This window comes from Mesorhizobium sp. B2-1-8 (assembly GCF_006442545.2).
Taxonomy (GTDB): domain Bacteria; phylum Pseudomonadota; class Alphaproteobacteria; order Rhizobiales; family Rhizobiaceae; genus Mesorhizobium.
Map to the genome: position 1 here is coordinate 15375 of NZ_CP083953.1, position 25816 is coordinate 41190.

A 25816-nucleotide genomic window follows, 5' to 3' on the forward strand; every position below is an offset into this window, starting at 1 on the left:
TGTTGCTGAGGCGCATACATTCAGCCACCCCGTTGAATGGAGGGCGCTGAACAGAAGGAAGGCGTCATGCTCCGGACTGACAATCGCGCGGCACTGAGGCTTTCAGATTTTGCCAGTCCTAGCGATGCGGCAGATGCTGCAATCGAGCTCTATGGGCCGGAAGCGCAGACAGCAGCGGCCTATTGTGCAATGGAAGCACACTTCGCCGGGCGACTGGCCGATTTCAATTTGTGGTGTGCGGTCTTCCAAGACCTCTCCATCGCCAAAATCCCCAAAATCCATTGACGCGCTTCGCGACAACGGCGGATGGTTTGGTTGCGCTGACTTGGCCATGTACGCACTCTTCTGGACTCTAGGCAGAAACAATCGCATCCTCCCTCGGGGAGCGAGGGGGCGTGGACAAATACCGATACGGCAATCGTTCTGACCAATGGCGCAAGCGCGCCGGTGCCAGGCGCTCGCGCGCACGCAGATGGGCGAGCGTCCCGCAGCGCCTGATCGTTGTCACGGTCACTGCGGCCGGCGCATTGGCCGCTCAAGCCTTCCTGCAGCACAGCGACCGTTTGCCGGAGCTCAACCTGTCGAACTTGCTCGAGCCGAAGCCGGAACCGATCGCTGGCGTGGCATCCGTCATCGACGGCGACACAGTCGAAATCCATGGCCAGCGTATCCGCTTCAATGGAATCGACGCGCCCGAGAGCCGGCAGTATTGCGATGATGCCAAGGGCTTCGAATATCCGTGTGGCCGGCGATCGGCCGAAGCGCTCGACACCTTCCTGGCTGCCTCGAGGCCGGTGCAATGCAGCTTCGTCGATTGGGACCGCTATCACCGCTTTGTCGGCAACTGCCGGCGCGCTGATGGCGCCAGCGTCGCCGCCTGGATGGTCGAGCACGGCCAGGCCCTGGATTGGCCGCGCTACAGCCATGGCGCCTACGCCACTGAACAGGCGAAGGCGGAAGCGGCAAAGGTCGGTCTGTGGGTCGGCAAATTCGAAGCGCCATGGGACTGGCGTGCGTCGCATGCCGGCGCCGCGGCGCCGGCGAGCCAGCCGCTCGGCATCGTCAGCCGCAAGCTGGTCGCGCAGAGCGGCTATTCGTGCGAACCGCGGCGGACGTGCAAGCAAATTGGCTCGTGTGATGAGGCCCAATGGTATCTGCACAACTGCTCGTGGGGCGGGAAGCTGGATCGGGACAGCGACGGCGTGGCGTGTGAGACGCTGTGCTGAGTGGAATCGAACAGGCCGGAGCGCGAGGCGCGAAATGTGGCTGCTTCTGAAAGCTGACACAGCGGATCGACGTGATTGGCTGGATCTGTTTCCGGCCCCATTCGACCCATCGGTTGAAGTGCTCAGCCAAGATGGGCAGGAGTACTTTGTTTTGAAGGCGGCCCAATTGAGCGCTGTTTCAACCCCGCGTGAAGCCTATGACGCCGGTAAGTTGGCCGTCAGGGAAATGAATGCGATCGTCGCCGGAATTATCGGCCAATCGCATGTTGATGTGATTGGTACGGTCCGTTCGTTCGAGGGCCGGCTATTGGTAGATTTCATTATGGAGTTGGAGACAGCGCACTTTAGGTTTGGTAGGGGCGTGGCCAAATTTCAAATCCTCGACCAGAATGGTCAAATTGTCATCGACAATCCGGCACCTTCGGTTGCGCAAAGAAGATTCAACTCCGCTGCTGGCAAGCCGATTCTTGCTGAAGCTTTGAGCTATTCAGTGGGAGAGCCAGATTGGTTCGACCTTTACAAAGCGTGCGAATGTCTCCTGGCCGCCGGCGTCAAACTCGATAGAGAGATGAAGGAGGTCAAACAAACCGCCAACGTATATCGGCATCGCCCTAGCGGCAGCATCCGGCCGCCCGCCAGCCCACCCACACTCCTTGAGGCGGCGAGACGAACGAGAGCCTGTATAAGTCGAGAACTAGACCGCTAGGGGGACGGCGTGATCTTCGTGCACCGATGGAATGGCGAATATTTTGGATGGCTCTACGAGGGCGCTCTTTACAGCAAAGACGGCCGCCACGTTGGCTTTCGGCGACGGGATCAAATTGTCAGTGTCAAAGGCAAATACCTCGGCGAGGTACGCAACCATCGTCTTCTTACGCAGACAGCCAAGGTCGGCAATCAAACAGTCGGCGGCGTCCCAATGATCCGGATGGTCGGAACAACTGTAAATGGACGAAGTGCCCTTCGATTTGCCAGGCGGCTACGAGGAATTCCCGCTGCCGGAATCAGTCTGACGCTCAATTGCCGCCGCTTTAGGGAGGGGAGAGGGGAAATGAAGCTGCTGGCGAAACTGCTCCCCGCGTCTGTCTGCTTGGCGGCTTGCAGCGCGCAGGCAGACGATTCAAGCACCTACACCCTCTATCGTGGTTCGGTCACGGGAGAGATGCGAATCCACGTTGCGACCTTCGATGCAACCGAGAGCGAAGCCTATAATCACGAAAACTGTCAGATTGCCGCCGATCTGTTTCAAGCACAGCCAGGTGTTCTCGTCAGGTACTGGTGCGAGAAAGGCCGCTATCGAAAATGACGGCTCGTGACCGAGCGGGTCTTTCTACGCCCGTTGGGTTTCCTGCCTCGACGCGCCTATGTGGGACCAATCTTGACGCAAGGTCGTCGAAAGTAGAAGAGCAATCCTTATAGTGGGCTTTGGTCCTTCTGACTCGAACCCCGATGGGCGACAATACGGCCTCTACGAGGATCTCGCAGTATCGTGAGACTCGTAGGCCGCAGTTTATTCTAGTTCAGCCCTTGGAGTGACACCGACAAAAATACATTGGAGCGCCTGATCATCGAAATGGCGTCGGCGCGTGGTTTGCCAATGCCTCTCGTGCTTTGCAATGTCGGCAAGGGCGAGAGACGTAAACGTTGGGCGGTAATGCAGTGGTCTGGCAATGCCAGCATCCACCAGAGTGTTAATAATGTGACCGCTTGCACGTCACCCTCAGCGCAATGGGACGTTGCACCTTAAATCCTGCCGTGCATGCCATAGTACATGGTCCCTCATCAAGGGCCGGAAGGGATTATCCCTGTCTCCAGCCCGAGTTCCGGTCCGGCATCTGGTACCGTCTCGTCGAATATCGCCGACCAGTCCCTCCCTCCCTTCCGGATTTGGAGAGCTCTCGATCTGATGGCAAGAGTCTTCAATCTCCGCGCAGCCGAATCGAATTGAGCTTCAATTGCCTCCACCGTCTGCACTCCGCGCACCAATCCCTCAGAGTTGCCATTTCCTTTTGATGTGTCAGCAGGCACGGCCGAATGTCGTTGGCCGGATGAAACCTCGCCGGTCTCACCCGAATTCTCATAGGTCTCGGTCGTCGCAGGAACGGCCCTTCGCGGAAGGAATTCCATTGCCGGAACGGAAGGAACGTGGCTGCGTGAGAAAGCCTCTAGCTCTCGGAAAGGCTTCGTTGCGAAGAAGCGCAGCTTGTCAGCAAGGATCGGGTTCTGTCCCTCGACAAGCACGAGCATCTTATCGGAGGGGAGCTGACGGATTTCCTGCGGCATTAGCAGGTCCCGCTCCCTTAGCTGCTCCACCTTGGTGCGGCGATGAAGGCCCATCAATTCGATCGTCCGCGACTCGGTCTTGTAGCGAACTGTGCGCCGACCAAGGCTTTTCGAGACGGCCTCGGCAGTCGCTTGATCGTTCGCACCAAGGACAAGCTGATAGCCGCAGTTTCCCATCAGGGATTGCCGCGCGGTCTCGCCGTAGATCTCGTCCAGGTTTTTCAGATCCTGGACGATGAAGGCCATCTTGATGTTGTAGCCGGCAACATAGGGCAGCTTGCTGGTGATCTCGCTGAGCTTCTTCAGCTGGCGGAACTCATCGAGGAGGAAATAGACCTGGAGCGGCCGCCGATCATGCTCGAGCAGCAACGTGTCGAGCGTCTGCTGGACAAAAAGCGCCAGCAGCGGCTTCAACAGCGTTATGTCGGTGATGTTCGGCGCCAGATAGATCGAGATCGACCTGTACTTCAGAGCACGCAAATCCATATCGGTCACCGACGTCGCTGCGACCACCCGCTCGTTGCGGAAGGGCCGCAGGGCCTTCTGGATATCGAGCAGAGCGGAAGCCGCGGCGCGCTCGGAAAGCGCGATATAGGCATTGAAGCTCTCGACGGTAAATCGCGAGAGGCTCGGCTCCTTTTCCTTGATGAGGGCCATGAGAGCCTGAAGGTTTACACCGCTGTTGAAGAAGGCGGTCACTTCGCCGAGATTGCGCCGGTCGCGGTAAAACACGCTCTCGTTGATGTAGCTAATTGCGCCAGCCATCACCTGCTGGGCGGTTGCTTGCCAGATCGAATTTTCGGAGTCGACGCTTTCGGGAACCAGAATGGTGGCGATGTTCTGGATATCGGTCGTGCGGTCACCGCGGTCGGGCCGGATGAAATCGAGCGGATTGTAGCGGTGCGTGCGATCCGATCCAGGCGCGAAGAGGAAGACCTGGTTGCCTTTCGATTTTCGGTAGCCGGCCGTCGACCGGAAAATCTCCCCCTTTAGGTCGGTGACGATCATTGATCCTTCATGGGTGAGCGCGTTCGGAATGACGTAGCAAGCACCCTTCCCTGAGCGGGTCGGTCCGATGACCAGGTGATGCCGCTCGTCATCGACGCGCAGGATCTGGCGGCTGAAACGCCCGAGAATGTGCCCTTTGCGGCGAAACCATTTACCGCGGCGGAGCGACGCCATTGTCTGAAAATGCGCATCGCCAAGGGGGTTGGATACTGGCCGAAGACCGACATAGGCAACAATGCCAGCGATGAAAAGCGCGGGGGCGGCGGCTCCAAGACCGACCCGCTGGAGCACCGGATTGTCGGCATAGAGCGCGAGCTGCTGAAGAGGTGCCCACGGGTTCGTGGTGATCGTGGCATCGATGACGCGGGCGTCGCCGTAGAGAAGCTTCAACGCCAAGCCATAGCCAAGCAGCCAGATGGCGAATGCGATCGCCAGACAGAACAAGAGATAGACGAGGCGCAGGGTGCCGGTCATGGTCATTCCATGCGCGCGAAGAAGATCTCTGATACGCTGCGGCGGCCGCCGTCGCGGCGAAGCTGAATGACGATCGGGATCACGCTTCGGATATAGGAGAGCAGGTCTGCTTTCGGATAGGCAGCGGAAAGGCCCGACTGCATGACCATCATGGCAAGCTGCTCGTATGCGCCGAGCGGGGTATCGGCATGCACCGTCGTCATCGAGCCTGGATGTCCGGTGTTGATTGCTCGAAGGAAAGTGAAGGCTTCCGATCCCCTCACCTCGCCGACGAACAAGCGATCCGGGCGCATGCGAAGCGAGGCCTCGAGCAGGCTCTGGATTGTCACGTTGGCGGTGCCCTGGTCGCCCTTCGATGCCAAGAGATGTACCGAGTTTGCCTGGGGTGGAAACAGCTCCCGCGTGTCTTCCAGCGTGACGATGCGTTCGCGGCTGTCGACTGACTTGAGGCAGGCATTGAGGAAGGTCGTCTTACCGCTCGAGGTGCCGCCGCTGATGAGGATCGAAACGCGATTGGCGATCGCTGACCGGACGAAGCCGTGGACATCCTCTGCGCGGAGGAGCCGGATCAGTTCACGGTCGATATCACTCACACTACCGATGGCAACGGAAACCCGCTCGAACGCACCGTTATCGCGATAGTCGTCCAGGCTGAAATCGCTGAGGACCTGCTTGCGCAGCGAGACGGCGCCGCCGTCGGGTGCCGCCGGCGGCAGCACGACCTGGATGCGCTCGCCCGTCGGCAAGGCAGCGCTCAGGATCGGGTTGGTGGGACTGATAAACTGGCTTGTCGAGGCCGCCACGCGCTCGCCGATGTTGACGATCTCTGCCGTCGTCAGCTCGGGAACGGAAAAGAACGCCATATGCTCGTCGCCTAGCCGCTCGACATAGACATGGCCCGGACGGTTGATCGAGACCTCCACGACACGAGGGTCATTGAGGAACGGCTTCAGCGGCTCCAGCGCGCGGTAGAGAAAATAATGGCGATCGTTGCGGCCGAACTCAGTTGAGACCACGTTCATGACGGATCTCCTTGAGCGCTTCGGATAAGGGATCATCGTAGAGCGCCGAGAAGTCGAGGTCTTGGCGCACGAACACGAAGATGCGTTCGCCTTGAGCGACGCTGATGGTCGGCGGAATCTTGAGACTGTCGCTAAGCGCCTGATTGGCCATGTCGGAAATGGTCTGGGCGAGCGTGGTGCGGGCGATGTCCTCAGCACGCTGACCGTCGTCGCTGTTGTCCGTCGCGGATTGACTGCCTAAGCCGGTCAGATAGCTCGCGCCGCCGCCGACGATCGAAAGCAGGATGGCGGCGCCGAAGCGCTCCCGGAACTTGTTGTCGATCCGTCCGGTCAGGCCGGAACGGCCGAGGCTGTCGGCACCGATGGAACCGAGGCGAACGCTGACGCCGTCATCGCGAAGCATGCGCGTCCAGATCACGAAGATCCGCGTCTGGCCGCGCACGATGTCCGACTGATATTCGCCGATGAGGCGCGTGCCGGTCGGAATGAGGACGCGCCTACCATCGAAGGAATAGATGTCCTGCGAGACGATGGCGCGGATCTGGCCGGGCAGGTCGCTGACGATCGCGGTCTCCAGGATGCCGGGGATCAGCGTTCCTTCCGGCACCAGCGCGTCGATGCGATCGATCTTCCGGGCCTTTGCGGTGCGGTCGCCGAGGCGGATCGCTGCCGCCAGGAATTTGCTGTTGCGATCTTCGCCGGCGACGGTGGCGCCCTGCCCTTCCGTGGCTGCCGATCCGAGCTGTTCGCCGCTCGAAGCCTTGTTGTCGAAGACGATCATGTTCGAGCGGTAGCGCTCCGGGAATTCATCTTCCGGCGGAACCGCCGTCGTTTCGGGCGTGCGTGTGGCCGCGGGCGGAGGCGGAACGTTGAACTCCGTGGTATCGGAATGCTTTTCCTCCTTCGCCGGTGGCGGAGGTGGCGGGGGCAGCTGGATGACCTCAGGCACAGTCGGCTTCGGCTGCGGCTCACCATCGGGAACAAACGATGGCGGCCGAAACGTTGTGGTGGAGAACTCCTCGTCACCGGCGAGAATGTCGCGCTGCTGCGGCCGCCCGCCGGCGACGACGAAGTAGCCTGCAATCATGCCGGCCAGGATGAGAGTACCACCGCCGATCAACTGCTTGCGCCGAACGGTTCTGTCGGAGATCGTCGGCTCATCACGGCTAGCCAGGGCCTCAAGCTCGGGGCTGCGCTGGATCAATTGCCGCTCCTCCTGCGCTTGATCGCGTGAGGATCCTCTTCCGGTCCAAGAACGCCAGGATCAGGCGCGCCAAAATCGGGTTTTCTGAGATTGAAGATGCAGACCCATTGGTCGCCGTCGCGCAGCGTGAACTGCGTGGCGGTCCCGTCGACGACGATGTAGTCGCCCTCCTTGCGGAAATTCTCGAGTGTCTCGGAGAAGTCCGAGTTGACGGCAAAGATCGCGGGCACGCGGCGGTCGAACTTGAAAAAAGTCTTGGCTCCGTCGTCGAAGACCATCAGCGGCTTCAGCCGTACATCGCCCGAGAAGGAATAGTCGATATTGACGTTGGCCTTGTCGATGCCGGCAATGTTCGGCCAGGCCGCGCGCTGCTCGGCTTCCTTGCGCAAGGAAGCGTTGAGGTTCTTCTCAGGATAGATGAAGCGGATGCCGAAGACCTCCCTAGCCGCTTCCGGCGCGTTGTCGCGCAGCTCGAGATAGTAGATGCGCTTGGTTGTGACCACGTTCATGTTGGTGGTGGCGTTCTTTGCGATCGGCTTGACGAAAAGGATGTTGCCCTTCTCCGCGGGGACGACCTGCCAGCTGTCGGTGTCGCCAAGCGAGATCGTCTGGAACTTCTCGTCCTCGTCGAAAATGAGCATGGTGGAGATGCCATAGGTGGCAAAGACCTGGACGACGTTGTTCTCCTGATAGACGACGCTGGTGATGCGCCGATCAAGAGCCCCGCCCTTCGGCGTCTGCGCGGCATTTGCCACAGAGCCGAGTACTGAAAGGCACAACGCCGTGGCGAGGATTATCTTCGTCCCCATCACTCGCTCCCCGGCGTCACGGTCTCCTGGTCGCGCCGGTAGCTGGTGACCTGGAAGCCGAGCGGGTTCTCGAAGCGCCACTCGTTCTTGATCGGCGTGTCGGTGTAGCGGAAGCGGACGACGGAGATCCAATGCCGGTCGATTGCCTCGGTCTCGCTCTTCTCGGTGGTGGAGAAGCGCACGATCGCCGTCGATCTGTTGGGGAAGCTGACCGATTTGATGTCGACCAGCACCCGCTTCAGCTTGCCATAAACCTTGGCAGGGTTTTGCGGATTGGCGGCGCTGTAGAGCGCTTGCAGCTCGCGCGCGGCATCGCCAGTCGAAAGAAGGGCAGCGATCCCGAATTTTTCCTCGATCGCATAAGGGTCGTAGGCTTCGCGGTTGCGGATATAGCGCACGACATTGGCCTGGGTTACCGCCTCCTGCTCGGTGAGATTGGCGGGCCGCGTCAGGCCCGACTTCACCTCGATGTAGCCGGTGTTCTTGTCGACCTCGACCAGGTAAGGCTCGAAGCTCTTCAGCGGCAGCATCAGCACGACGGCGACGAGGCTGAACGCCGCGATCCCCGCAAAAACCAGGGCGAAGAACCAGGCAACGCGGCTGGAGCGTTTTGCCCGCTTGATGATCTCGGCCTCCCAGATCTCTCCTTCCTGGAAGTACGATCGCAGTCTGTCGTCGGTGCTGTCTGCCATGCTTTCCGTCGAGGTTGGTTCGGGCAATCATCGGTATCGTTCGATCGTCTATCCGGGCGTTCCGGTAGCCATGATCGCGCGCTGCATCGCCTCGCGCGCAAGCGTGCGCGGCGGATGAAGCTGCGCCTGCACCCGGTGGACCGCGGCCTGCATCTGACGCGAGGACGTACCGATCGCCATGCGCCCGAGCATGATGCCTCGGTCGGTGAAGGCGCGTGATCGATGGCCGATTGGTGTGGCCAGACCGCCGACGATGCCTTGGGCGAGCGACTGGATCTGGATGAGGACGAAGGAGCCTGCGAGACAAAGCATGATAAAGGCGGCGAAATCGCTGAGCTTCAGTTCCCGATTGCCGGAAATCGCGTTGATCTTCGTGAGTTCGGGCGCCATCGCCGCGATCAGGAAGGCGGCGATGACATAGACGAAGAGCGGGATCAGCGCATAAAGCAGCGACTGATTCAGCCAGCCGATCGCGTAGTTGCGTGTCGGATTGAAGAACATGCAGGAGATGAAGATCGGCGCGGTGCCGAGCAACACCCACAGGATCACCTTGGCAAGGACCAGGATGCCGAGCGCGATCGCCACGAAGAGCCCGGCGAAGACCATGATCACCATGCCGATCAGCGCCGGCAGCACCGAAAAATAGCCGGCCTGTTCGGAAAAGGTTGAGGCCGCAACATTGGCCGTTTTCCAGATCTGCGAAAGCCCGTTGGTAGGCTCCGTGACGCCGGTACCCGAGGCGGCCAGCACCGCGCGGCCGGCAGCCTCCGGCACCTTCGTCAGCCAGTCATAGATGAGTGCATCGAAGTTGGACCAGGTGCCGACAAGGATGAATATGATGATGACGCGGGCTAGACGGCTGATGATCTCGACGACGCTCAGCCGGGAGGTTCCTAGAAAAAGTTGCGTTCCGTAGAACAGAACGACCAGAACGAAGAGCAGCCTCAACAGCGGCTCGATGTCCTTGGCTAACGCCTCGTATGCGCGCTGCGAAAAATTCTCGCCGGATGCATCAATGCGCTGCAGCAGCTCTCCAATAAAATCCTCCACCGCCCTGCCCTACTCCGATTGCTGTGCGCGACTATCGATCGCCGCAAGCGCAGCTGTGCCACCCGGGTTGACCAGTCGCATGGAACCGCACTCGGTACGGGTATCCTCGGCATAGCCGGTGAGATTGGCCGGCCGCTTGCACGGCGCGCTCTTCTCCTTGGGCGTGCCGCAGCCTCCCGAGACAACTGTGATCGCGAGAACGATCATACCCGTCAAAATCCTCGCCTTGCTCATTTGTAGGTGAGCGCTTTTCTGGTGTTGGAAATGTCGGTGAGTTTGCGCTGATTGTCGGCCTGTAGCGACTGCACGGCGCCGTTCATCGTCCCGATCATCTCGTTGAGGGTGAGGCCGGTCTGCACCTGGAGCTGTGTGTTCTGATCGATCGATCCCTTGATGTCCTTCGAGCTGCCGATCCCCTGCCCCGCACTTTCCAGCGCCGACCGCCGGGTCTCGACCGCCTGCTGCGAGCCGGTGATCAGCGCCGAAACGCCAAGGACGGTTTTCACCAGCTCCTCATAGGATTTGTCGCTGGCGAGCGAGCTGTCGTCCTTGCCCGAAAGCGACTTCACCAGCTGCAGCCCGTTCACGAAGAGCGTCGCCGCCTTGGCGATCTCGGGCCCCATCGAGCCGAAATTGGGCATGCCGCTCTGCAGGAGGCTATCGAAGGACGGCACCGAGGTGACGCTGAAGCCGTTGCCGATCGCGATATCCTTCAGCGACGCGGCATCGCTGCCGCGGTCGCCGGTAACCGCCTGCAGCGTCTTATCGACCGTCGTCAGAATATCCTTGTTGGTGTCGAGGATCTTGGCGGTCTTCTCGGCGGTGTCCTTGGCGACGGCATAATTTGTCTTGTCGATCACCGGAATGTCGGCATGCGCCACCGTCGTACCGATGGCGGTCGTGGCGACCAGAGCGAGAAAGCATTTCATAGAGGGCCTCCGATCATTGGGGGACGAGGAGCAGCTCGGCGTTTTGGTCGGTTTTCTTGACGCAAGCCTTCGCCTTGGAATCCCAGAAGAGACCAGTGCGATCGTCACAGAAGCCTGTGACGTCTTGCGAACTTCCGCCGCCGCTGTCCTGATAGCGGCCCGAGCGGCTGGCTCCCGAAATGTCGCTCAGGGTAACCGCGTTTTTGGAATTGACGAGATCGGCGAAGCTGGCCCCCAGCGCGACCATACGGTTCAGCATGTCTATGTTGGCGTTGCGGGCGCCGGAGTTCTGGTCCCAGCTGTCCTGCACCGTGCCGGTTGCGGTTCCGCCGAACTGCTCGAACCAGGATGCGACATCACCTGACCCATCGCCTGTGGCACTCGATAGACCCATGGCGTTGACGGTGCTTGAGCGCATGCTTTCATAGGCTGTACTCGTGCCGCCATAGTTCAGCGGAATGGCCGACTTGTCGGATCCGCCAAAGGCCGGCAGCCATTTCTGGGTAATGTTGTGGACATAATCCTGCGTTTCGCGAAACGGCGGGACGCCGCCATAGCTCTCGACATTGCCCGAGCCGGAATTATAGGCGGCAAGCGCCAGTGAGACGTTGCCATCGAAGCGTCGCAGCTGCTGCTTGAAGTAGCGCGCGCCGCCGCGCAGGTTTTGCTCGATGTTGTAGGGATTGACGCCGAGATCCGCGGCTGTGCCCGGCATAAGCTGGGCAAGGCCGATCGCGCCGGCGCCGGATTTGGCGCAAGGGTTGAAGCGGCTCTCCTGATAGACCAGCGCCAGGAACTGGTTTTCGTCTATCCCCTCCTCCCGCGCCACGCGCCGCACCAGGCCGGCGATCGAGGGGTTGGCGTTGGCTGCCGCGACCGGGTCATCCTTGCGGCCGGGTCGATAGACCGCGCAGGTAACGCTCTCATTGTTCGTGTAGCGGTCACGGTCGACCTTGTCGATCTTGGTGGTCTCGTCGTTGCGATCCCGGCGCTCATCCAGCACGGTCCCGTCGATAGTCGGAATGTCGGCCGCAGCAGGTGTGCTCAGAAGGATAAGCATGAGAGGGAGACGTCGAATCATGCCGCTCTCCCCCAGCCGCAGAATTCGGAGAGCCATGCCGCCGGATCCTCGCCAAAGCGCGCCCTCAGCGCCGCGCAGGCCTCGATCGTGTCCTTGCGCCCGGACAGGACCTTGACGATGTCTGGCATCGCCGAGAGGTCCAACCGGGCGATGACGGAATCGTTGCCGTGCTTGATGAGGAAGGTCCGCCGCTCCGGTGGCGTGTTGCGGATGAAGGAGAATTCCTTGGCTGTCAGCCCGAAGCGACGGATGTAGCTTTCCTCATCCGCGCGCGGATTCGGAAAGTGCAGGTTTGTCGCGGATTGCTCGATCAGCGTATGTGACTGAGCCGCCTTCGCAATGTCGGCGGCGGATTGGGTGCCAAAGCCGACGATCCCGTTCAGCTTGCGGATCGTCTTCATCTTATCGACTATGTAACTGGAGAAGGCTGGGTCCTGCAGCAGCTTCCAGCCCTCGTCCATGAAGATCAGGACAGGATTGCCGGTGAGCAACTCGTCGATGCGGTGAAAGAGGTACATCAGCGCCGGCGTGCGCACGTCGACATTGTCGAGGACGTGCGTCGTGTCGAAGCCGAAGATGCGCCGGCCGGAAAAGGACAGCGCATCGCGCGGCGCGTTGAACAGCCAAGCCTTCTCGCCTTCGAACCAGGGCCTCAGCCGCGATTGCAGGTCGTTGGCCTCCGAGCGCGACCGCCCCATGAGAAGTCCGGAAAGATTGGCGAGGGTCCGCTGTTCAAGGGGCTCCTGGCAGATGCGGCCGATCGCCCGCTCGAGTGTGTCTTCCTCTTCCTGAGCGAAGCCGCGGCCGTCGGCGGGCTGCAGCATGGCCTTCAAAAGGCGGAGCAGGAACTCGCGGTTGGCGGCGGTGTTTTCCAGCTGAAGCGGATTGAAGCCGGTCGCCTGCCCCGGCTGCAGGACCTCGTAGTTGCCGCCGATGGCCCGTATGAAGATCGAGGCGCCTTCGTCCTTATCGAAGAAGACGGCTCTCGGCTCGGGCGCAACGCGAAACGACTGCGCGAGCAGGAAGGTGAGCGCGACGGTCTTGCCAGACCCTGTCGGGCCGGTGACCAGGAAATGGCCGACGTCGCGCTGATGAAAGTTGAACCAGTAGGGCGTCTGCGACGTCGTCTCCAGGATCGAGATCGGCCGACCCCAATGCATGCCTGACGTCCTCCCTGTCGCAAAATTGTGGAGGGAAGAAAAGCCGGCGAAATTGGCGCTCGACAGCATGCAGGAGCGGGCGATGTAGGTGTGATTGCCGGGAAGCTGCGCCCAGAACGAGGCCTCCATGTTGAGGTCTTCGCGCAGCCAGTTGACGTTCATGTCGGTGAGGCAGGCGCCGAGTTCCGACACGGCTTTGTCGAGCCCGGTCAGATCGCCCGACAGGCAAAGCAGGCTGAAATGGTGGTAGCCGAAGACCGCCTCCTGGTTGAGGAGGCTATTCAGGGCAAAGTCGATGTCGGTCTCGACCGTGCTGCCCGCCTCATCGGAGGCGCGGATCTGCCGCTGCAGACGCGAGATCCGTTCCTGTGCGACCGGCTTGTCGGCCAGCGTGAAGGACTGGGTGAGGATGAACTCGTGGTTGACCTGCAGCAGCCCGTCGAGCATGCCAGGACCCGAAAACGGCGGATACTCCTTGATCGACAGCATGGCGCCGAAGCGATTGTCGGTCTCCGTCGCTCCTTGCGCTAGCAAGGTCCGCCTGGAGAAGTGCAGCCGCGATGTTCCGACATAGCTCCGGATCCCCATACGTGGCAGGCGCATCGGCCGCGACAGGCCGCAGGTCAGTATGGCGTTGAACAAAGCGCATGGCTCTGAATAAGGTTCGCCGTCGCGATAGGTGATGCCAAGAACATGCGCACCGTATTTCTGCAACTCGCGCGTGACGTTGCCGATGACCTCTTCCAGTTCGTTTATGCGTTCATGCGTGCGCTGTTGACGAACTTCCGGTCTGGCAGATCGATCGAACAGCCGTGAAATGGCCTCGGCGCTTCCAAGCGGCCCGCGCATGCCGGCCCGCACGATTGTGAGGTAGAGCTCGTTTGTGAACATGCGCTTCTCGCCAAGCGCCGCCATATAGCGTCCATTGAGAAGATCGCAGAAGGGATCGGAGAACGACCCACCAAGCTCCGGTTTGACTTGCCTGCGGATGACCGTCGACCAAAGCGAATAGCGGCTTGATCCGAGCGCCCGGATCAAGGTGTTCTGGACGCTGGCCCGCATGTTAAGCTCGGCCTGGTCCTCGGTCTGGAAGAACAGACCATCGAGTTTGATCACGGAGAGCACCGCGCCGCTTTCGAGACCGATCACGGTGTCGGAGAGATGCCGCATATAGGGAATGTGTGTCGCGATCGATCGTTCACGCCGATGCTCCCGTCCAAAGCCCAGCTCATTCGCAACGACGCTCAACATGATCATGGTCCGTAGGAGTTCGTGCCCCAGAACAGCTTGTTCGGCGTCCGGGGCGTGCGGCGGCCGGCGACCTGGGCGAGGTCCAGGATACGGATGTCGCGGCTGGTGAGAGCAAAGAGCGCCAGATAGGCGACCGGCGCGATGGCCGCGGCCCAGAAGCTGGTCGTCACCAGGAATGCGATCAGGGTTACGCCAATGATGAGATAGAAAGCGGTGAGCGGAATGCCCCACATCATCGGCGGCCGCGTCAGGCCGATCACCAGCGGCGTCAGATGAGGCTTGTCGTCGGAGGGCTCGTTCATGGCTCACTTCCCGACCGCAGAGATCATCTGGTCGACGATCGCTGGTGCGCCGAAGACCAGGCCGATGCCGATGACGACGGCACCGGCGGTGAACCAGGACAGGCGACCAGCAAAGGCGAGGAAGCCGAGACCGATAACCGCGATGATCGCCAGCAGCCGACCGAACGGCCCGGTGATGAAATCCACGATCATCTGCACGGCGGTCTCGAGCGGGGCGAAAGCGCCCGATGTCTGCTGCGCAAAGGCCGGTTCTGCGGCCGTGATTACGAGCGCCGCAACGACCAGCAGGAGAAATGCTGGCCGCGCCCTTGGCGAAGCGAAATTAGGGACGATCTGGTTCTTCATGTCGGCCTCCTTCTAGAATTGCATGACGCCGCCAACCCACCGGCGGGCTTCTCCGGTGGCCAGCACGCCGGTCTTCGGGTCGTCGTCAATGTTCGGATGCGAGGACACTTTCCTGCCTCCGTCCTTCGGTCCCGGCAACTGCAAGCCGAGCTGGCGATTGGTCACCTCCGCGACGAAGCGGACGGTTTCCGGAAACGGCGGTACGCCGCCATATTTGTGGACGTTTGCCTCACCAGCGTTGTAGGCGGCCGCCACGATCAGCGGATTGCGATAGGTCTCGAGCAGCGATTTGAGGAACCGCACACCGCCGTCGATGTTCTCGGCGGGATTGCAGATGTCTGCGACGCCGAGAAATGCCGCGGTCGAGGGCGTAAGCTGCATCGGTCCGCGCGCGCCCTTCGGCGAGTTGCGATCGCGATCCAGCCGGCTCTCGGTTGTCGCGATTGCGAGCGCAAAGCCGGGATCGACCCCATAGCGTCGCGCCACTCCGACCACCAGCTGGGCGATTTGTGAAGTCGTTAGCGGTGAAGGACCGCACGCGTATTCCGTATCGCTTTCAGATAAGTCAAATTGACTATGTATGGCAACGCTTCCATTGCTGGTGATGGCAGCGTTTGTCCCATCCGTATGGCCAATGGCAAGCGAGCTGTCGGTTGGTTGAATTTGGCCATCAGTGCGGACGACGTACTCCCTGTCTCTGTCCAGCCAACGGTTCCGAAAAACCGTGTCGACCGCGTCTGGAGGGGCAGCAGAATTCACAAGCCGTTCCGAATGGTTGCGAGATTCTCCCTGCCGATCGACTTGTTCGGCCAAAGACGCAGCCACGGCGAGATGCAAGCTCGTGACCGTCAGTACGACTGACGCTGGTAGGCGCCATGCTCGTGAGTGAATACGCGGCTGAACCATCCCAAATCATCCAAGACAAACAGCGTCGAATGCGGCAATCGGTATGTCAGATAAAAAAGAATGTCAATTTGCCTATGATTTTTTCTTGCGGCGGGCGTGCGAAAAGAGCACATTGCGATCAGCGACCACGCGATTGCGGAGGAAGGTTGGTATGAAACGCTGCGTTTGCAGCCTTGGTCTTTGCTTGGCGATGGCTATGCCAACTCTCGCAGCTGGACCCGTCGATCAGGCCTACATTCGCTCGCTTGCGGCTCCGGGAAAGACGGTGCTGGTCATCGAGTACTATGACGGCAAGGGCGGCGTGGGCGATCGCACGGGCTTCGCTTCAGCAAGCGGGTTCAAGGCGGTCTCGCCCACCGATTTCGCGGCCAACGACAAGATTGCCATCCATCTCTTCGGCATCGAGCCGTGCGACGGCGACATGGTGAACCGCCGTGAGAATTTCGCCGGCAGCTGCGCCGATTATGCCGAGCGAGGGCTCGCGACGCTGTTGAAGTCACCGAAGGTTATCTATTGCCGGGCCTTCGTCAGCGAAGCCAACGCCCCGGTCCAGGATGCGACCTGCTATGGCTACTACAACTATCCCGGCAGCCTCGACACGGTCGACATGTTCGAGGAGCAGCTCGTCTCGCTTGGTACGCATCGGATCGCAAAGAAGGCGGACGGCAGTCTCGCGCGGCCCGATCTCGAACAAGCCGAAAAGATCGGCCGCGGCGGATACGGTATGTGGGCCGATCCCAGGATCAAAGTCCAATGAGGGTCCTTGCCGCCCTCATCGCCGTTTCCGTCTCGGGGCCTGCCGCCGCTGCACCGGCAGGGTACTTTGATCTGCGACCCGGGGTGGCGCTCGAAAGTGGTGACAGCTGGATGGACGCCGGCAAGAGATACCATCTCTACGGCGTCCAGGCCTGCCTGCGCGGCACGTTTTATACGGATCGATCCGGCCATCGCGCCGATTGCGGCGAAGCCTCTTTGGCCGTCCTGGCGGCATTCATTGCCGATACCAGGCCCGTCTGCGCCCCCGTGGCAACCATCGCCAACGTAGCCCACGTTGTCTGCTACGCCTCGGTCGGCGCCGACCGGCTGGATTTCGGCAATCTGGTGATTACGTCCGGCTACGCTTTTGCGGCCCTGCAGCCAGATGGCCTGCCCTATTCTCCCGCGTATGCCGTTGCCGAGCAGGTCGCCCGCGAAAAACATGCCGGTCTCTGGCAGTTCAAGGATGTGCAATACCCCGCAATCTTGCTTGGCCGTGCCGCAGCGGGAAGTTCGAGAGACCGATGAGAACCCGAACGACCTGTTTGGCTTGGCTGCTCGCGACGTCAGTCGCCTTCCCCTCCCCTTGCTGGCCAGCTGACGCCGTTAGACTGGAGATGGCGCCGCAGGCGATCAACGAGACTGTTTCAAGAATGATCGTCGGTCGGGTGGCGCTGATCGATGGGCGCACCCTCTGGTTCCCGCGATCAGCGCAAAAAGTCCGCCTCGCCGGTATCGATGCCTGCGAACTACCGCAATGGAGCTTCGATCCTACGCGATATGGCAAGAGCACCCTCAAGCCCGTACCGTGCGGACCCCTCGCCAGAGCTTGGCTGAAACGCATAGTGGGCGATAGCCGGGTGACATGCACGGTTATCGCTGTCGATTCAAACGGCGCCTACGTCGGCAGTTGCTCCGCGCGTGGACACGACCTCGCTGTCGAAATGCTCCGTGTTGGCTGGGCACGGGTAAACTCCCCCTCGCCACCGGGATACATCAGCTGGCAACGCTACGCGATGGTCGCTCGCCATGGCATGTGGGCCACCTACGTCCTCGACATGGATGAGTGGCGCGCCGGGGCAGTCGATCGAACGCTGCAAAGACAACCGATCGCCGACTTCAATCTGTTGGCGGAACGAAAGCGCGAGATCTCTCCGCCGTTCATCGACGCTCGGAAACGGCCGGCTGGAACCGACCGGTAAGTTGTGCGTGCTCAGGAGGCAGGATCATGCGGCTCATCAAATCCATCATCACCGTCGTGGCGATGGCAGTCATTTCACCTCCAGTTGGCATTCTGAACGCGAAGGCTAGCGAATGGGGATGCGAAGTTTTGCTATGTGCATCGTCCACGAGTCCTTCCTGGCACGGGGTCCCCGCCTGCCACCCGCCAATGGAACGGCTTATTGCCGCCATGGCCAGTTGGGGGTTTTCGTGGCCGACCTGTCCCGAGGCTGGAACCGGCAAACCGGGCTATGAAAAATACGCCGATTGCCCGGCTGGTTGGATCGTGGGGCACAGCGAAGTCGGGCATGGAAGCCGCAGCGAGCCGAATCTCTGCGTCAAACACAGCGGGGATTGCGGTCGACGCGACGGATGCCGCGAGACGGCCTCGATCGTGAGGCCAGTACGTGACGACCCCTATTATTTCGACATTCCGGCCGATAGCGGGCCGGCAGCGAGACATTGGTTCAATCTACGGCACTAGCCATCGATCCCAATCCGAGCGCACTTCGATCGCAACTACGAAGTTGAGGGCGGCCGGTTCGCAGTGCTATCGGCCAACTTTTCCTAGCAATTCACCGAGTCGCCCTTTGAACTTGGCCACGCTAGCGACGATTTCGGAGACATCGCCGTCCTGCATCGTTTTTGGTCGCGCGAATATCGCAGCGATCACGTAGAGGGATTTTTGCTCAGCCTCTAACATGGTGCGAGCCTGACGCTGAGCCAGATGTCGCCACGCGGTCCGTTCGAGAAACCGACTAATTTTTAACCCGGTCAAGATCGCAATGTTATGCAGGGCGCTGGTGCCGAGCCTATCCCTTCGCCTGGAGAACCAACTTGCACTTAGCAGCGAGCGTCGATGCAGCTCGATACACCAAGCCATGCCACCAAGTCTGCCAAGACGTCTGACCAAAGTCTGTATTTTGAATTGCTGGTTCATTCACGAATAGGCGATCTCGCGACAATCGATCGCGACCGAACATAGATCATTCGTTGCGTGGCAGGTCGCGCTGGTCTGTTTCGCATGAATGTCAGCTGTCCCAGCCGATTGCGCGGCCCGACGCCGAAGCCTCCTGAATGTCGATCTGCGCTGCGGCGAGTTGCATGCCGGCGGTTTCGACAAACGACCCAAGCAGTTGGTAGCGAAAGCGGGCGGCGTCGAAGCGTGACAGCCAATCAGGCTCAATGACGCTGGTGAGACTGGTTATGCCAAGGAGCTGGCACGCCCCTGGGACGGAGCCGATCAATTGCCGGAAGAGACTTCCTCCGCGATAGCCCTCTCTTATGAAGAACCGCGACCATTCGTGGATCTCACGCCCACGCGGCACCGGTCCGTCGACCAGATGTGAAAAACGATCCTGCAGAAGGTGGGGGGCGGTCGTCGGCAATAATCTGTATCCGCCGACGACGCCACCGTCGTCGAGCGCGAGCACGTAAATGGTCTGCGGCGTATCATAAGCGTCGATCTCGCGCCTGTCGGGTCGGGCGATCGCTGACCACCCGCGTTCGCCAACAAATATCTCGTGACGCAACCTGTAGTGCTCTTCAAGGAGATCCTGATGGCGGGGGTCGGCGCTCCCGGTGATGAGGCGAATCATGATGGCTGCCACTCCTGTTTGGAGCGACATTCACCGCGAGGCACCTGCGCCGCCATGGCCATCCTTAGCCATTGACGCACAGGCTCCGTTCAGCCGGCTATCTCCATCGCGGTTAAAGCCCTGGCGACGGCCTGTGTGCGGGTGACAGAGCCCGTTTTCCGCATGGCGCCGGCGATGTGCTTGTTGACAGTGGAGTCGGATATCCCGAGGATCCGGGAAATCTCCCATGCCGTCTTGCCCTCTGACACCCACATCAGCACTTCACGTTCTCGCTCCGAAAGCATCAAACCTTTAGGCCGGCGCTTATGGTCGACCAGCAACTGGAGCCTGCTTGCGAAGGTAAGAGAAAGAACGTTCAGGGGTCCGATGGCATCTGTCTCGGTGATCGGCACTTCTCTTGCGAGCGAAATGCAGCCGGCGAGCGCGTTGCGCACAGGAATGGGTACACATACGCCGTCCCTGAGGCCGGCATCGGCTGCTTCCATCATGATGCGATCGCTGGCGGGGCCTAACGCACTGGCGCGTAGCCTAGCCTCGTTCCAGGTGAAGGGCGTGCTGAGCACATTGGAAGCAATCGCGACCGGATCGCGCTTGATATAATCGCGCGAGACATAGTGCGACATCCAGTCTTCAGGCCAGAAGCGCTCTAGAACCAGATTTTCGAAACGCTGCCCGTGGCCCGGCAAGCCCGTGACTATGAAGTGGCTGAACCCGAAATGGTCGATTGCCGTGCGATAGAGGCCGACTAGTGCCTCGATGCTGGTGGCGTTAGCCAGCTGCAGTGCGTTGTGAAGCACTTGCGCGGTATTCATTGCCTGGCTCCCTCGCATGAACGCCACGGAAACAACGGGAGCTTTGTTATGTAAGCCCGCTCGAAGTTATTTTTAGCCTCTCGAAGCTATGACGCAAGCTGAAGTTGCACAAGCCTTGATGCTGCAACAATAATCGGGCGAGATGCGTCTTTAGTCTTCCTTGCCGCAGTGGCTACGGAGCGGCCGGCCCAACATCATCCGACCGGCGAGCCTTCTGCATTGGAGGCTCATCCCTCTCCTGCTGTCTTAGTTGCGAAAAGACAGTGAACCAAAATTGAAAATCGTCCTCGCTACCGGCATAGCGCGCGGTAAAGGCCGCGGACGCGGCTGCGAGCGATGCCTTCGAACCGTAAAGGCCAACAGCCGCATCGACAGCTTCAGAGGGACTGCCGAAATGCCACAATGTCAACGGATTGCCGCCTGCCAGTATGCCCTCGTAATCGTTCTGTGCCATGCCAAAATCTCCCGCGGGTTGCGTCCGGGCGCGGGCGGAGAGAGCCTTAAGGCCGGACGTTGAAACCCACGGAAATGAGCCACTGTCTCGGGCGTCTGCCCGGACGTTTCGTGCCGTCCCTGGCCTTACGATTGAGGCGCGGCATCGATGCCGTTAAGCCCCACTGGCGTCAGGGACTATTTCAGATCGATGCTGCAAAGGCAAATCGCAGGTAGTGTTCCCGACCCGGAAAAGCGTTCCGAGAAGGTGGTAATTATACCACCTATGCCGCTGCCGCCGATTGCGCTAACCGTGGGCGCTGACTGTGTCATCCTTTTAGCTGGTTAACCAGAGAGGGTGGCAGAGTTCCGGCGAGAAGAGAACGCCCGCGCGCTCTCGCATGTTAGGACCCGCTCGCCTTCGACTGGGAGCGGGCATGCCGATGGAGCCAGTGGCGATTATCTGCTCACAAGACGCAGAACTCTATATTATCCTTGACTACATCCTAAGTATCGACGGATACAAAACCGTTCTCGCCGGCAATGTCGAGGAGGCGACCGAACGGACCAGGGAAACCTCGCCCGCAGCCGTCATTTTGGACTGTCGCCGCAGCGGGCTTCCGGTTGCCGCGTTGTGCGCTCGACTGAAGCAGGACCCGGCGACCCACGCTGTTTTGACTATCGCGCTGATCGCACCGGGCGCGGAAGACCAGCATATCGCGCTTTTGAAAGCAGGCGTGGACGACAGCCTCGTGCGGCCTTTGGTACCGGCAAAGCTGATTGCCTCCCTGCGTTCGAAGCGAACGGCGGAGGCTCGCAGCACTGTCGGCCACCGCGTTCTCACCTTCGGCGACATGGAGATGCGCTCCGAAAGCTTTCGTGTCCGGCGTGGTGAAAGCGAGATCCAGCTCGGCGCGATCGAATTCCGCTTGTTGCGACACCTGCTCGAAAATCCAGGCGGCATTTTCAGCCGCGAGGACCTGATCGCCGTTGCCTGGCCAACCAATATTCATGTCAGCGCCCGTACGGTAGACGTGCATGTAAGCCGGCTGCGCAAATCGCTGCTGAGGCTTGGCGTTCGCAGGGTCATCCGGACGGTCCGGTCCGCAGGCTACATGCTTGATGACAAGAACGGTCCCTGAGCGACAGAACCGTTGTCGCGTTGGGGGCGGCCGGGGGTAAGCGCCTGCTGGCGGCTTCAGTGATCAAAACGAGTTCGCAAGTGACACGGCTGCTTGCATCTGTTATGTTCGACAAAATAACCGAAATGGCTAACAACGTGGGAGATGGTGATATGACCAAGACGCTGAAAAGGCCGTCGTCATCGACGGCTCCGCAGCAGCGCCTCGTCGCGAAAAAGAAGCGCGTGCGGAGCCTAATCCGCAAGGACGCCAACAAGGACAGGCCAGGCGAGCAGAAGTTTGTCGTTCGGCAGACGCTTCGTGCTGCCATTCGCAAAGGCCTGATCGGCTCTAAGGACGAGCGGATCACCGCACGTTTGAGCCATGCCCTCATCGAGCAGGCCAAGCGCCAGACGGGCATTGAGGGTGACACCGAGCTGCTTGAATTCGCTCTCGCGAATGTTGCGCTCGAGGACAATTTTCCCGCAACCATGAACAAGCTCGCGGGAACCATCGATCCAGACATCAAACTCGGCTTCTGATTGAGGTTTGAGTGTCAGAATTCGATGTTGAAGCAGCCCTTCGCTCGCTCCGTGGCTTTCCAACCAAAACACTTGCTCGCCGACCTGATGATCAGCTGCCCTTCGTGAACGAGGGCGAGCTCGGTGGGCAGGCCCTCTTGCTCGACACCTGTGTGTACATTGACAGGCTCCAAGGCAAAGCCCCCGCGTTGGTGACGCAGATCATGGACGGTCGGCACAATAACCATTCATCTGTCTGCATCCAGGAGTTGGCCCATACGCTTGGTGTCCTGAAGCCCGACGATCACCGCACCGCAGCCGTGCATAACGCCGTGTCCGAGCTCATCCGATCGATGCCCGGGCACCGAATCCTTACGCCCGATGCTGACGTCTTGGGCCGCGCTGCTGTTATGAATGGGGTGCTCTGTCGCCTGCAAGGTTACCAAGACGACCAGAAGCTGCGCTGCCTGCATGACTGCACTCTTTATCTGCAGGCATCGAAATCGGGGCTTGTCCTGTTGACTCGGAACATCGCCGACTACGACTTTTGCCGACAACTTATCCCTAGTGGCAAGGTCCTTTTCTACAGATAGCGCCACGTCTGCGTTCGCACCCCCAAGATCTCGAAATAGCCATTCCCCGTAATCGGCTGAATGGATGGTGATCTGCTGCCAAAATCGTGAGGATTTGTTTTGATGGATGGCCCGCCATCAAGCCTTTTCCAGCGGAATTGTGACGCCTGCCGCTAAAATTATTAAGCGATCACGCAAAAACTCTTAATATTAATTCACGCACAAAATACAGATTTTGACGTAGTACGGTTTTAACAAAGCTTTTTCAATAAAGCGACAGGAATGACTAGCCTCCTTCTACAATTGCTAATTTGTGAAAGGAAATTTTTCGATGAAAACAACAGAGGCTTCAGGCGGTGGGCGCACCAGTCGTTTCCGCAACACCGCTTCGGTGATCGATCGGACGCGATTGTATTTCGAAGAGGCTCACCGCCGCGGGCTCATGGCCGTTTATGGCCGCTCTGTGCCAGGGAGGGCTATATCGCTGACGGGAGGGGAGCGCAGAGGCAATACCATCACAGACTACGTGCGTTGTTCCTACCTCGGCCTGGACAATCATCCAGCCATCGTCGCCGGCGCAATTGGCGCAATAGAACAGTATGGAGCACTCCACTGGTCCTGTGCGCGTACGCGGCTGAACTTCGCACTCATAGGCGATCTTGAGGAGACGCTTTCCCAACTTTTTCGGGCACGCGTGATTGCGTATTCAACGGTCATGGTCGCCAATATGGGCGCGCTGCCTATCATTGCCTCCGGCCATCTGACGCGCGGGCAGAGACCCGTGATGGTCTTCGACCGCCTTGCCCATGCCTCGCTTGCCTTCCACAAGCCAGTGGTGGCGGAGGAGACGCAAGTCGAGGCAATTTCTCACAACGATCTCGATGCCTTGGAGCAGATTTGCCGTAAGCATCCGGTCGTCGCCTATGTGTGCGACGGCGTCTATTCGATGGGCGGCTTCGCGCCGATCGGAGGGCTTCTTCAATTGCAGGAGAAGTACGGGCTTTTTCTCTACATCGATGACGCGCACGGAATTTCGCTGTTTGGCGACAATGGTGAAGGCTTTGCGCGCTCGCTATTGCCGCGTGACCTCGGCGAGCGGACCATCGTCGCGGCCTCGCTCGGCAAGGGCTTCGGCGCGTCGGGTGGCATGCTCATGCTTGGAACGGCGCGTCAGGAAACTCTGTTTCGCCGCTACTCGATGCCACATGCGTTCTCGGCTTCGCCGAACGTCGCAGCCATCGGCGCCGCCCTCGCCTCGGCCGACATTCACCGCACCACCGAGCTCCAGACGCGCCAAGGCCGTTTGGCAGAGCGCATTGCCTTCTTCGACGAGCGCATCGATACGGATCAGCGCAACACACCCTTGCCCATTCGTATGATCAAGGTGGGCGACGAACTCGCCTCCATCGATTTCGCCGAGCGGCTGCTCGATGAGGGCTACTACACCTCCGTGACATTCTTCCCGACGGTTGCCCACGGCCACGCCGGCATACGGATCTGCCTGACCGCAAGCCATGACCTGACGGACTTAGAACGGCTCTGCGCCAAGATCCTGAGCTACGGACAACAAACACTGACTGCGGCCTGAGCCACCCACATCATCGAAGCCGACAACTCGGCTCACATCGAGGCAGCTCTTCTCCGAACGAAGTCTCATCCGGACGACACTGACTACTGGAGGTTCGAATCATGGCCAGCCATGACAAACTTGCGATCTCCCGGCTTGCGCATGAGCGTGCCAAGAAGGTCATGCCAGGAGGCAACACGCGCAGCAGCGTCTATGAGACGCCCTTTCCGCTTTATCTGGCAGCAGGAAAGGGAGCGTATGTGACCGACATCGACGGGAACTCCTACCTAGATTTCCAGAACAATTTCACGGCGCTGATCCACGGTTATGGCCACCGCGATGTCAATGCGGCCCTCGCGGCGCAAATCGGCAAGGGGCTCAGTTTCGCCAATCCGACTGAGTGCGAGATCGATCTCGCCGAGATCGTTTGCGCAAGAGTGCCCTTCTTCGAGCAGGTGCGCTTTACAAACACCGGATCGGAAGCGGTGATGATGGCCATCAAGGCAGCACGCGCCATCACCGGGCGCCCGAAGATCGCCAAGTGTGAAGGCGCCTATCACGGCAATTACGACTTTGTGGAAACGAGTTTGGATCCCGCTCCTGCCGACTGGCAAACGAAAGCCGCAGAAGCAAAGGCATACAACCGAGGGACCCCGGAGTCCGTCTTGGGCGAAGTGATTGTCATTCCGTTCAACGACGTTGTTGCGACGAAGCTGGTCCTGGAGCGCCACAAGCAGACGCTGGCATGCGTTATCATCGATCCGCTTCCATCGCGGGTCGGGCTTGTGCCCACTGATCTCGCATATCTGCGTTTTCTGCGCGAGTTCACGGACCGCCACGGAATTCTGCTCATTTCGGATGAAGTTCTGAGTTTCCGGCTGAGCTATCGCGGGGCGATCGCCACCTACGGGATTGAACCGGACCTATGCACCTTCGGCAAGATCGTTGGCGGCGGCCTGCCGATTGGCGCCGTTGCCGGCCGAGCCGAGACGATGCGGGTATTTGACCCCAGCCGTGGCAAACCGCCCGTCTCACAGGCCGGCACCTTCACCGCCAATCCACTGAGTATGGTGGCGGGGGCTGCCGCCATGCGCGCCCTGACCGAAGTCGAGATCGAGCGGCTCAATGCTCTCGGAGCACAAACGCGGTCTGAACTTAACCAAGCGCTCGCCGCCTCCGACATAGGAGGTCATGTTACCGGCGCCGGTTCTCTGTTTTGCATATTCATCGGTGATAGGGACGTGAAGGACTACGCAAGCGCCTATCATGCCTGGCAGCAAAGGCAGCGCCTCTCCCAGTTGATCTCGTTCTGTCGCGACGAAGGGGTTCTGCTTTCGCGCATCGGTCTGGGCGCCCTCTCCACTCCCATGGCTGACGCCGAGATCGCAGCGCTGGTCGTCCGGTTCGGTCGGGCTTTGGCCAGGCTTGCAGACACAGCGCTTTCCCCCGCCGTCGCATGAGGCTGGAGAATGAC

The 25816-nt window shown here is 60.1% G+C and carries 30 protein-coding genes; 13 read left to right on the plus strand and 17 right to left on the minus strand.

Annotated features, from left to right (window positions below):
- Window positions 1-66 precede the first annotated feature (66 nt).
- The 4 genes from FJ970_RS31215 to FJ970_RS31230 all read left to right on the plus strand — a co-directional run bounded on the left by FJ970_RS31215 (window position 67) and on the right by FJ970_RS31230 (window position 2532).
- On the plus strand, window positions 67-285 hold the full coding sequence (locus FJ970_RS31215) for a hypothetical protein (protein WP_140758352.1): 219 nt from the start codon (window positions 67-69) through the stop codon (window positions 283-285).
- 110 nt (window positions 286-395) lie between these two features.
- Window positions 396-1226 carry a thermonuclease family protein gene (locus tag FJ970_RS31220; RefSeq protein ID WP_140758351.1) on the plus strand — a complete coding sequence of 277 codons (831 nt, stop codon included), beginning with the start codon at window positions 396-398 and terminating at the stop codon, window positions 1224-1226.
- Between the two features lie 34 nt (window positions 1227-1260).
- Window positions 1261-1932 carry a hypothetical protein gene (locus FJ970_RS31225; RefSeq protein ID WP_140758350.1) on the plus strand — a complete coding sequence of 224 codons (672 nt, stop codon included), beginning with the start codon at window positions 1261-1263 and terminating at the stop codon, window positions 1930-1932.
- A gap of 9 nt (window positions 1933-1941) precedes the next feature.
- Window positions 1942-2532 carry a 4-fold beta flower protein gene (locus FJ970_RS31230; RefSeq protein ID WP_210243039.1) on the plus strand — a complete coding sequence of 197 codons (591 nt, stop codon included), beginning with the start codon at window positions 1942-1944 and terminating at the stop codon, window positions 2530-2532.
- A 476-nt stretch (window positions 2533-3008) separates the two neighbouring features.
- Here FJ970_RS31230 and FJ970_RS31235 read toward each other — a convergent pair whose 3' ends face one another.
- Genes FJ970_RS31235 through FJ970_RS31295 form a run of 13 tightly spaced genes read right to left on the minus strand, consistent with a single transcriptional unit; the run spans window position 3009 to window position 15673 of the window.
- A complete protein-coding gene (locus FJ970_RS31235; protein ID WP_140758349.1) occupies window positions 3009-4991 on the minus strand; it encodes a type IV secretory system conjugative DNA transfer family protein in 1983 nt (660 codons plus the stop codon).
- 2 nt (window positions 4992-4993) lie between these two features.
- Entirely contained in the window at window positions 4994-6013 is a 1020-nt protein-coding gene (gene virB11, locus FJ970_RS31240) for a P-type DNA transfer ATPase VirB11 (protein WP_140758348.1), read from the minus strand.
- The gene (virB10, locus tag FJ970_RS31245) at window positions 5994-7214 is read right to left on the minus strand and encodes a type IV secretion system protein VirB10 (protein WP_140758451.1); all 1221 of its coding nucleotides are present in this window, start codon (window positions 7212-7214) and stop codon (window positions 5994-5996) included. The genes virB11 and virB10 overlap by 20 nt, the downstream gene beginning before the upstream one ends.
- Complete coding sequence (locus FJ970_RS31250; protein WP_140758347.1) at window positions 7214-8026, minus strand: TrbG/VirB9 family P-type conjugative transfer protein; 813 nt, start codon at window positions 8024-8026, stop codon at window positions 7214-7216. Before FJ970_RS31250 ends, virB10 begins: the two co-directional genes overlap by 1 nt.
- Window positions 8026-8718: a virB8 family protein gene (locus FJ970_RS31255; protein WP_140758346.1), complete on the minus strand. Its 693-nt coding sequence runs from the start codon at window positions 8716-8718 to the stop codon at window positions 8026-8028. Before FJ970_RS31255 ends, FJ970_RS31250 begins: the two co-directional genes overlap by 1 nt.
- Window positions 8719-8766: 48 nt before the next feature.
- Complete coding sequence (locus tag FJ970_RS31260; RefSeq protein WP_140758345.1) at window positions 8767-9768, minus strand: type IV secretion system protein; 1002 nt, start codon at window positions 9766-9768, stop codon at window positions 8767-8769.
- A 9-nt stretch (window positions 9769-9777) separates the two neighbouring features.
- Window positions 9778-9975, minus strand: coding sequence for a hypothetical protein (locus FJ970_RS31265; protein ID WP_227792306.1), 198 nt, complete (start codon window positions 9973-9975; stop codon window positions 9778-9780).
- A 23-nt stretch (window positions 9976-9998) separates the two neighbouring features.
- Window positions 9999-10697: a type IV secretion system protein gene (locus FJ970_RS31270; protein ID WP_140758343.1), complete on the minus strand. Its 699-nt coding sequence runs from the start codon at window positions 10695-10697 to the stop codon at window positions 9999-10001.
- Window positions 10698-10710: 13 nt separating this feature from the next.
- On the minus strand, window positions 10711-11778 hold the full coding sequence (locus tag FJ970_RS31275; RefSeq protein WP_140758342.1) for a lytic transglycosylase domain-containing protein: 1068 nt from the start codon (window positions 11776-11778) through the stop codon (window positions 10711-10713).
- Window positions 11775-14189 carry a VirB4 family type IV secretion system protein gene (locus FJ970_RS31280; protein ID WP_140758341.1) on the minus strand — a complete coding sequence of 805 codons (2415 nt, stop codon included), beginning with the start codon at window positions 14187-14189 and terminating at the stop codon, window positions 11775-11777. The genes FJ970_RS31275 and FJ970_RS31280 overlap by 4 nt, the downstream gene beginning before the upstream one ends.
- 2 nt (window positions 14190-14191) lie before the next feature.
- Window positions 14192-14491: a type IV secretion system protein VirB3 gene (locus FJ970_RS31285; RefSeq protein WP_140758340.1), complete on the minus strand. Its 300-nt coding sequence runs from the start codon at window positions 14489-14491 to the stop codon at window positions 14192-14194.
- A 3-nt stretch (window positions 14492-14494) separates the two neighbouring features.
- Window positions 14495-14836, minus strand: coding sequence for a TrbC/VirB2 family protein (locus FJ970_RS31290; RefSeq protein ID WP_140758339.1), 342 nt, complete (start codon window positions 14834-14836; stop codon window positions 14495-14497).
- A 12-nt stretch (window positions 14837-14848) separates the two neighbouring features.
- Complete coding sequence (locus tag FJ970_RS31295) at window positions 14849-15673, minus strand: lytic transglycosylase domain-containing protein (protein WP_227792308.1); 825 nt, start codon at window positions 15671-15673, stop codon at window positions 14849-14851.
- A 220-nt stretch (window positions 15674-15893) separates the two neighbouring features.
- On the opposite strand from FJ970_RS31295, the gene FJ970_RS31300 reads away from it, so the two are divergent.
- From FJ970_RS31300 to FJ970_RS31315, 4 genes are all read left to right on the plus strand, one after another.
- A complete protein-coding gene (locus FJ970_RS31300; RefSeq protein WP_140758450.1) occupies window positions 15894-16499 on the plus strand; it encodes a hypothetical protein in 606 nt (201 codons plus the stop codon).
- On the plus strand, window positions 16496-17026 hold the full coding sequence (locus FJ970_RS31305) for a thermonuclease family protein (RefSeq protein ID WP_140758337.1): 531 nt from the start codon (window positions 16496-16498) through the stop codon (window positions 17024-17026). The genes FJ970_RS31300 and FJ970_RS31305 overlap by 4 nt, the downstream gene beginning before the upstream one ends.
- 89 nt (window positions 17027-17115) lie before the next feature.
- Window positions 17116-17700, plus strand: coding sequence for a thermonuclease family protein (locus FJ970_RS31310; protein ID WP_227792310.1), 585 nt, complete (start codon window positions 17116-17118; stop codon window positions 17698-17700).
- Between the two features lie 26 nt (window positions 17701-17726).
- Window positions 17727-18203, plus strand: a complete 477-nt coding sequence (locus FJ970_RS31315) for a hypothetical protein (RefSeq protein WP_140758335.1) — start codon at window positions 17727-17729, stop codon at window positions 18201-18203.
- 66 nt (window positions 18204-18269) lie between these two features.
- Here FJ970_RS31315 and FJ970_RS31320 read toward each other — a convergent pair whose 3' ends face one another.
- The 4 genes from FJ970_RS31320 to FJ970_RS31335 all read right to left on the minus strand — a co-directional run bounded on the left by FJ970_RS31320 (window position 18270) and on the right by FJ970_RS31335 (window position 20583).
- Window positions 18270-18659 carry a hypothetical protein gene (locus FJ970_RS31320; protein WP_140758334.1) on the minus strand — a complete coding sequence of 130 codons (390 nt, stop codon included), beginning with the start codon at window positions 18657-18659 and terminating at the stop codon, window positions 18270-18272.
- Window positions 18660-18750: 91 nt separating this feature from the next.
- The gene (locus FJ970_RS31325; RefSeq protein ID WP_181178509.1) at window positions 18751-19317 is read right to left on the minus strand and encodes an acyl-homoserine-lactone synthase; all 567 of its coding nucleotides are present in this window, start codon (window positions 19315-19317) and stop codon (window positions 18751-18753) included.
- Between the two features lie 89 nt (window positions 19318-19406).
- Complete coding sequence (locus FJ970_RS31330; protein WP_181178508.1) at window positions 19407-20129, minus strand: autoinducer binding domain-containing protein; 723 nt, start codon at window positions 20127-20129, stop codon at window positions 19407-19409.
- 172 nt (window positions 20130-20301) lie between these two features.
- Window positions 20302-20583: a hypothetical protein gene (locus FJ970_RS31335; RefSeq protein ID WP_140758331.1), complete on the minus strand. Its 282-nt coding sequence runs from the start codon at window positions 20581-20583 to the stop codon at window positions 20302-20304.
- A 415-nt stretch (window positions 20584-20998) separates the two neighbouring features.
- Between FJ970_RS31335 and FJ970_RS31340 the strand changes: the two genes are divergently transcribed.
- From FJ970_RS31340 to FJ970_RS31360, 5 genes are all read left to right on the plus strand, one after another.
- Window positions 20999-21703 (plus strand): response regulator transcription factor, encoded by a 705-nt coding sequence (locus tag FJ970_RS31340; protein WP_227792312.1) that lies wholly within the window; start codon window positions 20999-21001, stop codon window positions 21701-21703.
- Between the two features lie 152 nt (window positions 21704-21855).
- Complete coding sequence (locus FJ970_RS31345; protein WP_227792314.1) at window positions 21856-22224, plus strand: hypothetical protein; 369 nt, start codon at window positions 21856-21858, stop codon at window positions 22222-22224.
- Between the two features lie 11 nt (window positions 22225-22235).
- A complete protein-coding gene (locus FJ970_RS31350) occupies window positions 22236-22796 on the plus strand; it encodes a type II toxin-antitoxin system VapC family toxin (RefSeq protein WP_140758329.1) in 561 nt (186 codons plus the stop codon).
- Window positions 22797-23106: 310 nt separating this feature from the next.
- A complete protein-coding gene (locus FJ970_RS31355; protein ID WP_140758328.1) occupies window positions 23107-24363 on the plus strand; it encodes an aminotransferase class I/II-fold pyridoxal phosphate-dependent enzyme in 1257 nt (418 codons plus the stop codon).
- A 101-nt stretch (window positions 24364-24464) separates the two neighbouring features.
- Window positions 24465-25802, plus strand: coding sequence for an aspartate aminotransferase family protein (locus FJ970_RS31360; protein ID WP_140758327.1), 1338 nt, complete (start codon window positions 24465-24467; stop codon window positions 25800-25802).
- The last annotated feature ends 14 nt before the right edge of the window (window positions 25803-25816 follow it).

Bases quoted from the DNA above. Each gene is read 5' to 3' on its own strand.
- FJ970_RS31335 (WP_140758331.1), bottom strand. From the start codon at position 20,583: ATGGCACAGAACGATTACGAGGGCATACTGGCAGGCGGCAATCCGTTG.
- FJ970_RS31285 (WP_140758340.1), bottom strand. From the start codon at position 14,491: ATGAACGAGCCCTCCGACGACAAGCCTCATCTGACGCCGCTGGTGATC.
- FJ970_RS31300 (WP_140758450.1), top strand. From the start codon at position 15,894: ATGAAACGCTGCGTTTGCAGCCTTGGTCTTTGCTTGGCGATGGCTATG.
- FJ970_RS31250 (WP_140758347.1), bottom strand. From the start codon at position 8,026: ATGGGGACGAAGATAATCCTCGCCACGGCGTTGTGCCTTTCAGTACTC.
- FJ970_RS31360 (WP_140758327.1), top strand. From the start codon at position 24,465: ATGGCCAGCCATGACAAACTTGCGATCTCCCGGCTTGCGCATGAGCGT.
- FJ970_RS31280 (WP_140758341.1), bottom strand. From the start codon at position 14,189: ATGTTGAGCGTCGTTGCGAATGAGCTGGGCTTTGGACGGGAGCATCGG.
- FJ970_RS31255 (WP_140758346.1), bottom strand. From the start codon at position 8,718: ATGGCAGACAGCACCGACGACAGACTGCGATCGTACTTCCAGGAAGGA.
- FJ970_RS31270 (WP_140758343.1), bottom strand. From the start codon at position 10,697: ATGAAATGCTTTCTCGCTCTGGTCGCCACGACCGCCATCGGTACGACG.
- FJ970_RS31235 (WP_140758349.1), bottom strand. From the start codon at position 4,991: ATGACCGGCACCCTGCGCCTCGTCTATCTCTTGTTCTGTCTGGCGATC.
- FJ970_RS31340 (WP_227792312.1), top strand. From the start codon at position 20,999: ATGCCGATGGAGCCAGTGGCGATTATCTGCTCACAAGACGCAGAACTC.
- FJ970_RS31320 (WP_140758334.1), bottom strand. From the start codon at position 18,659: ATGAACCAGCAATTCAAAATACAGACTTTGGTCAGACGTCTTGGCAGA.
- FJ970_RS31315 (WP_140758335.1), top strand. From the start codon at position 17,727: ATGCGGCTCATCAAATCCATCATCACCGTCGTGGCGATGGCAGTCATT.
- FJ970_RS31305 (WP_140758337.1), top strand. From the start codon at position 16,496: ATGAGGGTCCTTGCCGCCCTCATCGCCGTTTCCGTCTCGGGGCCTGCC.
- FJ970_RS31355 (WP_140758328.1), top strand. From the start codon at position 23,107: ATGAAAACAACAGAGGCTTCAGGCGGTGGGCGCACCAGTCGTTTCCGC.
- FJ970_RS31310 (WP_227792310.1), top strand. From the start codon at position 17,116: ATGGCGCCGCAGGCGATCAACGAGACTGTTTCAAGAATGATCGTCGGT.
- FJ970_RS31265 (WP_227792306.1), bottom strand. From the start codon at position 9,975: ATGATCGTTCTCGCGATCACAGTTGTCTCGGGAGGCTGCGGCACGCCC.
- virB11 (WP_140758348.1), bottom strand. From the start codon at position 6,013: ATGAACGTGGTCTCAACTGAGTTCGGCCGCAACGATCGCCATTATTTT.
- FJ970_RS31345 (WP_227792314.1), top strand. From the start codon at position 21,856: ATGACCAAGACGCTGAAAAGGCCGTCGTCATCGACGGCTCCGCAGCAG.
- FJ970_RS31225 (WP_140758350.1), top strand. From the start codon at position 1,261: ATGTGGCTGCTTCTGAAAGCTGACACAGCGGATCGACGTGATTGGCTG.
- FJ970_RS31325 (WP_181178509.1), bottom strand. From the start codon at position 19,317: ATGATTCGCCTCATCACCGGGAGCGCCGACCCCCGCCATCAGGATCTC.
- FJ970_RS31275 (WP_140758342.1), bottom strand. From the start codon at position 11,778: ATGATTCGACGTCTCCCTCTCATGCTTATCCTTCTGAGCACACCTGCT.
- FJ970_RS31215 (WP_140758352.1), top strand. From the start codon at position 67: ATGCTCCGGACTGACAATCGCGCGGCACTGAGGCTTTCAGATTTTGCC.
- FJ970_RS31290 (WP_140758339.1), bottom strand. From the start codon at position 14,836: ATGAAGAACCAGATCGTCCCTAATTTCGCTTCGCCAAGGGCGCGGCCA.
- FJ970_RS31330 (WP_181178508.1), bottom strand. From the start codon at position 20,129: ATGAATACCGCGCAAGTGCTTCACAACGCACTGCAGCTGGCTAACGCC.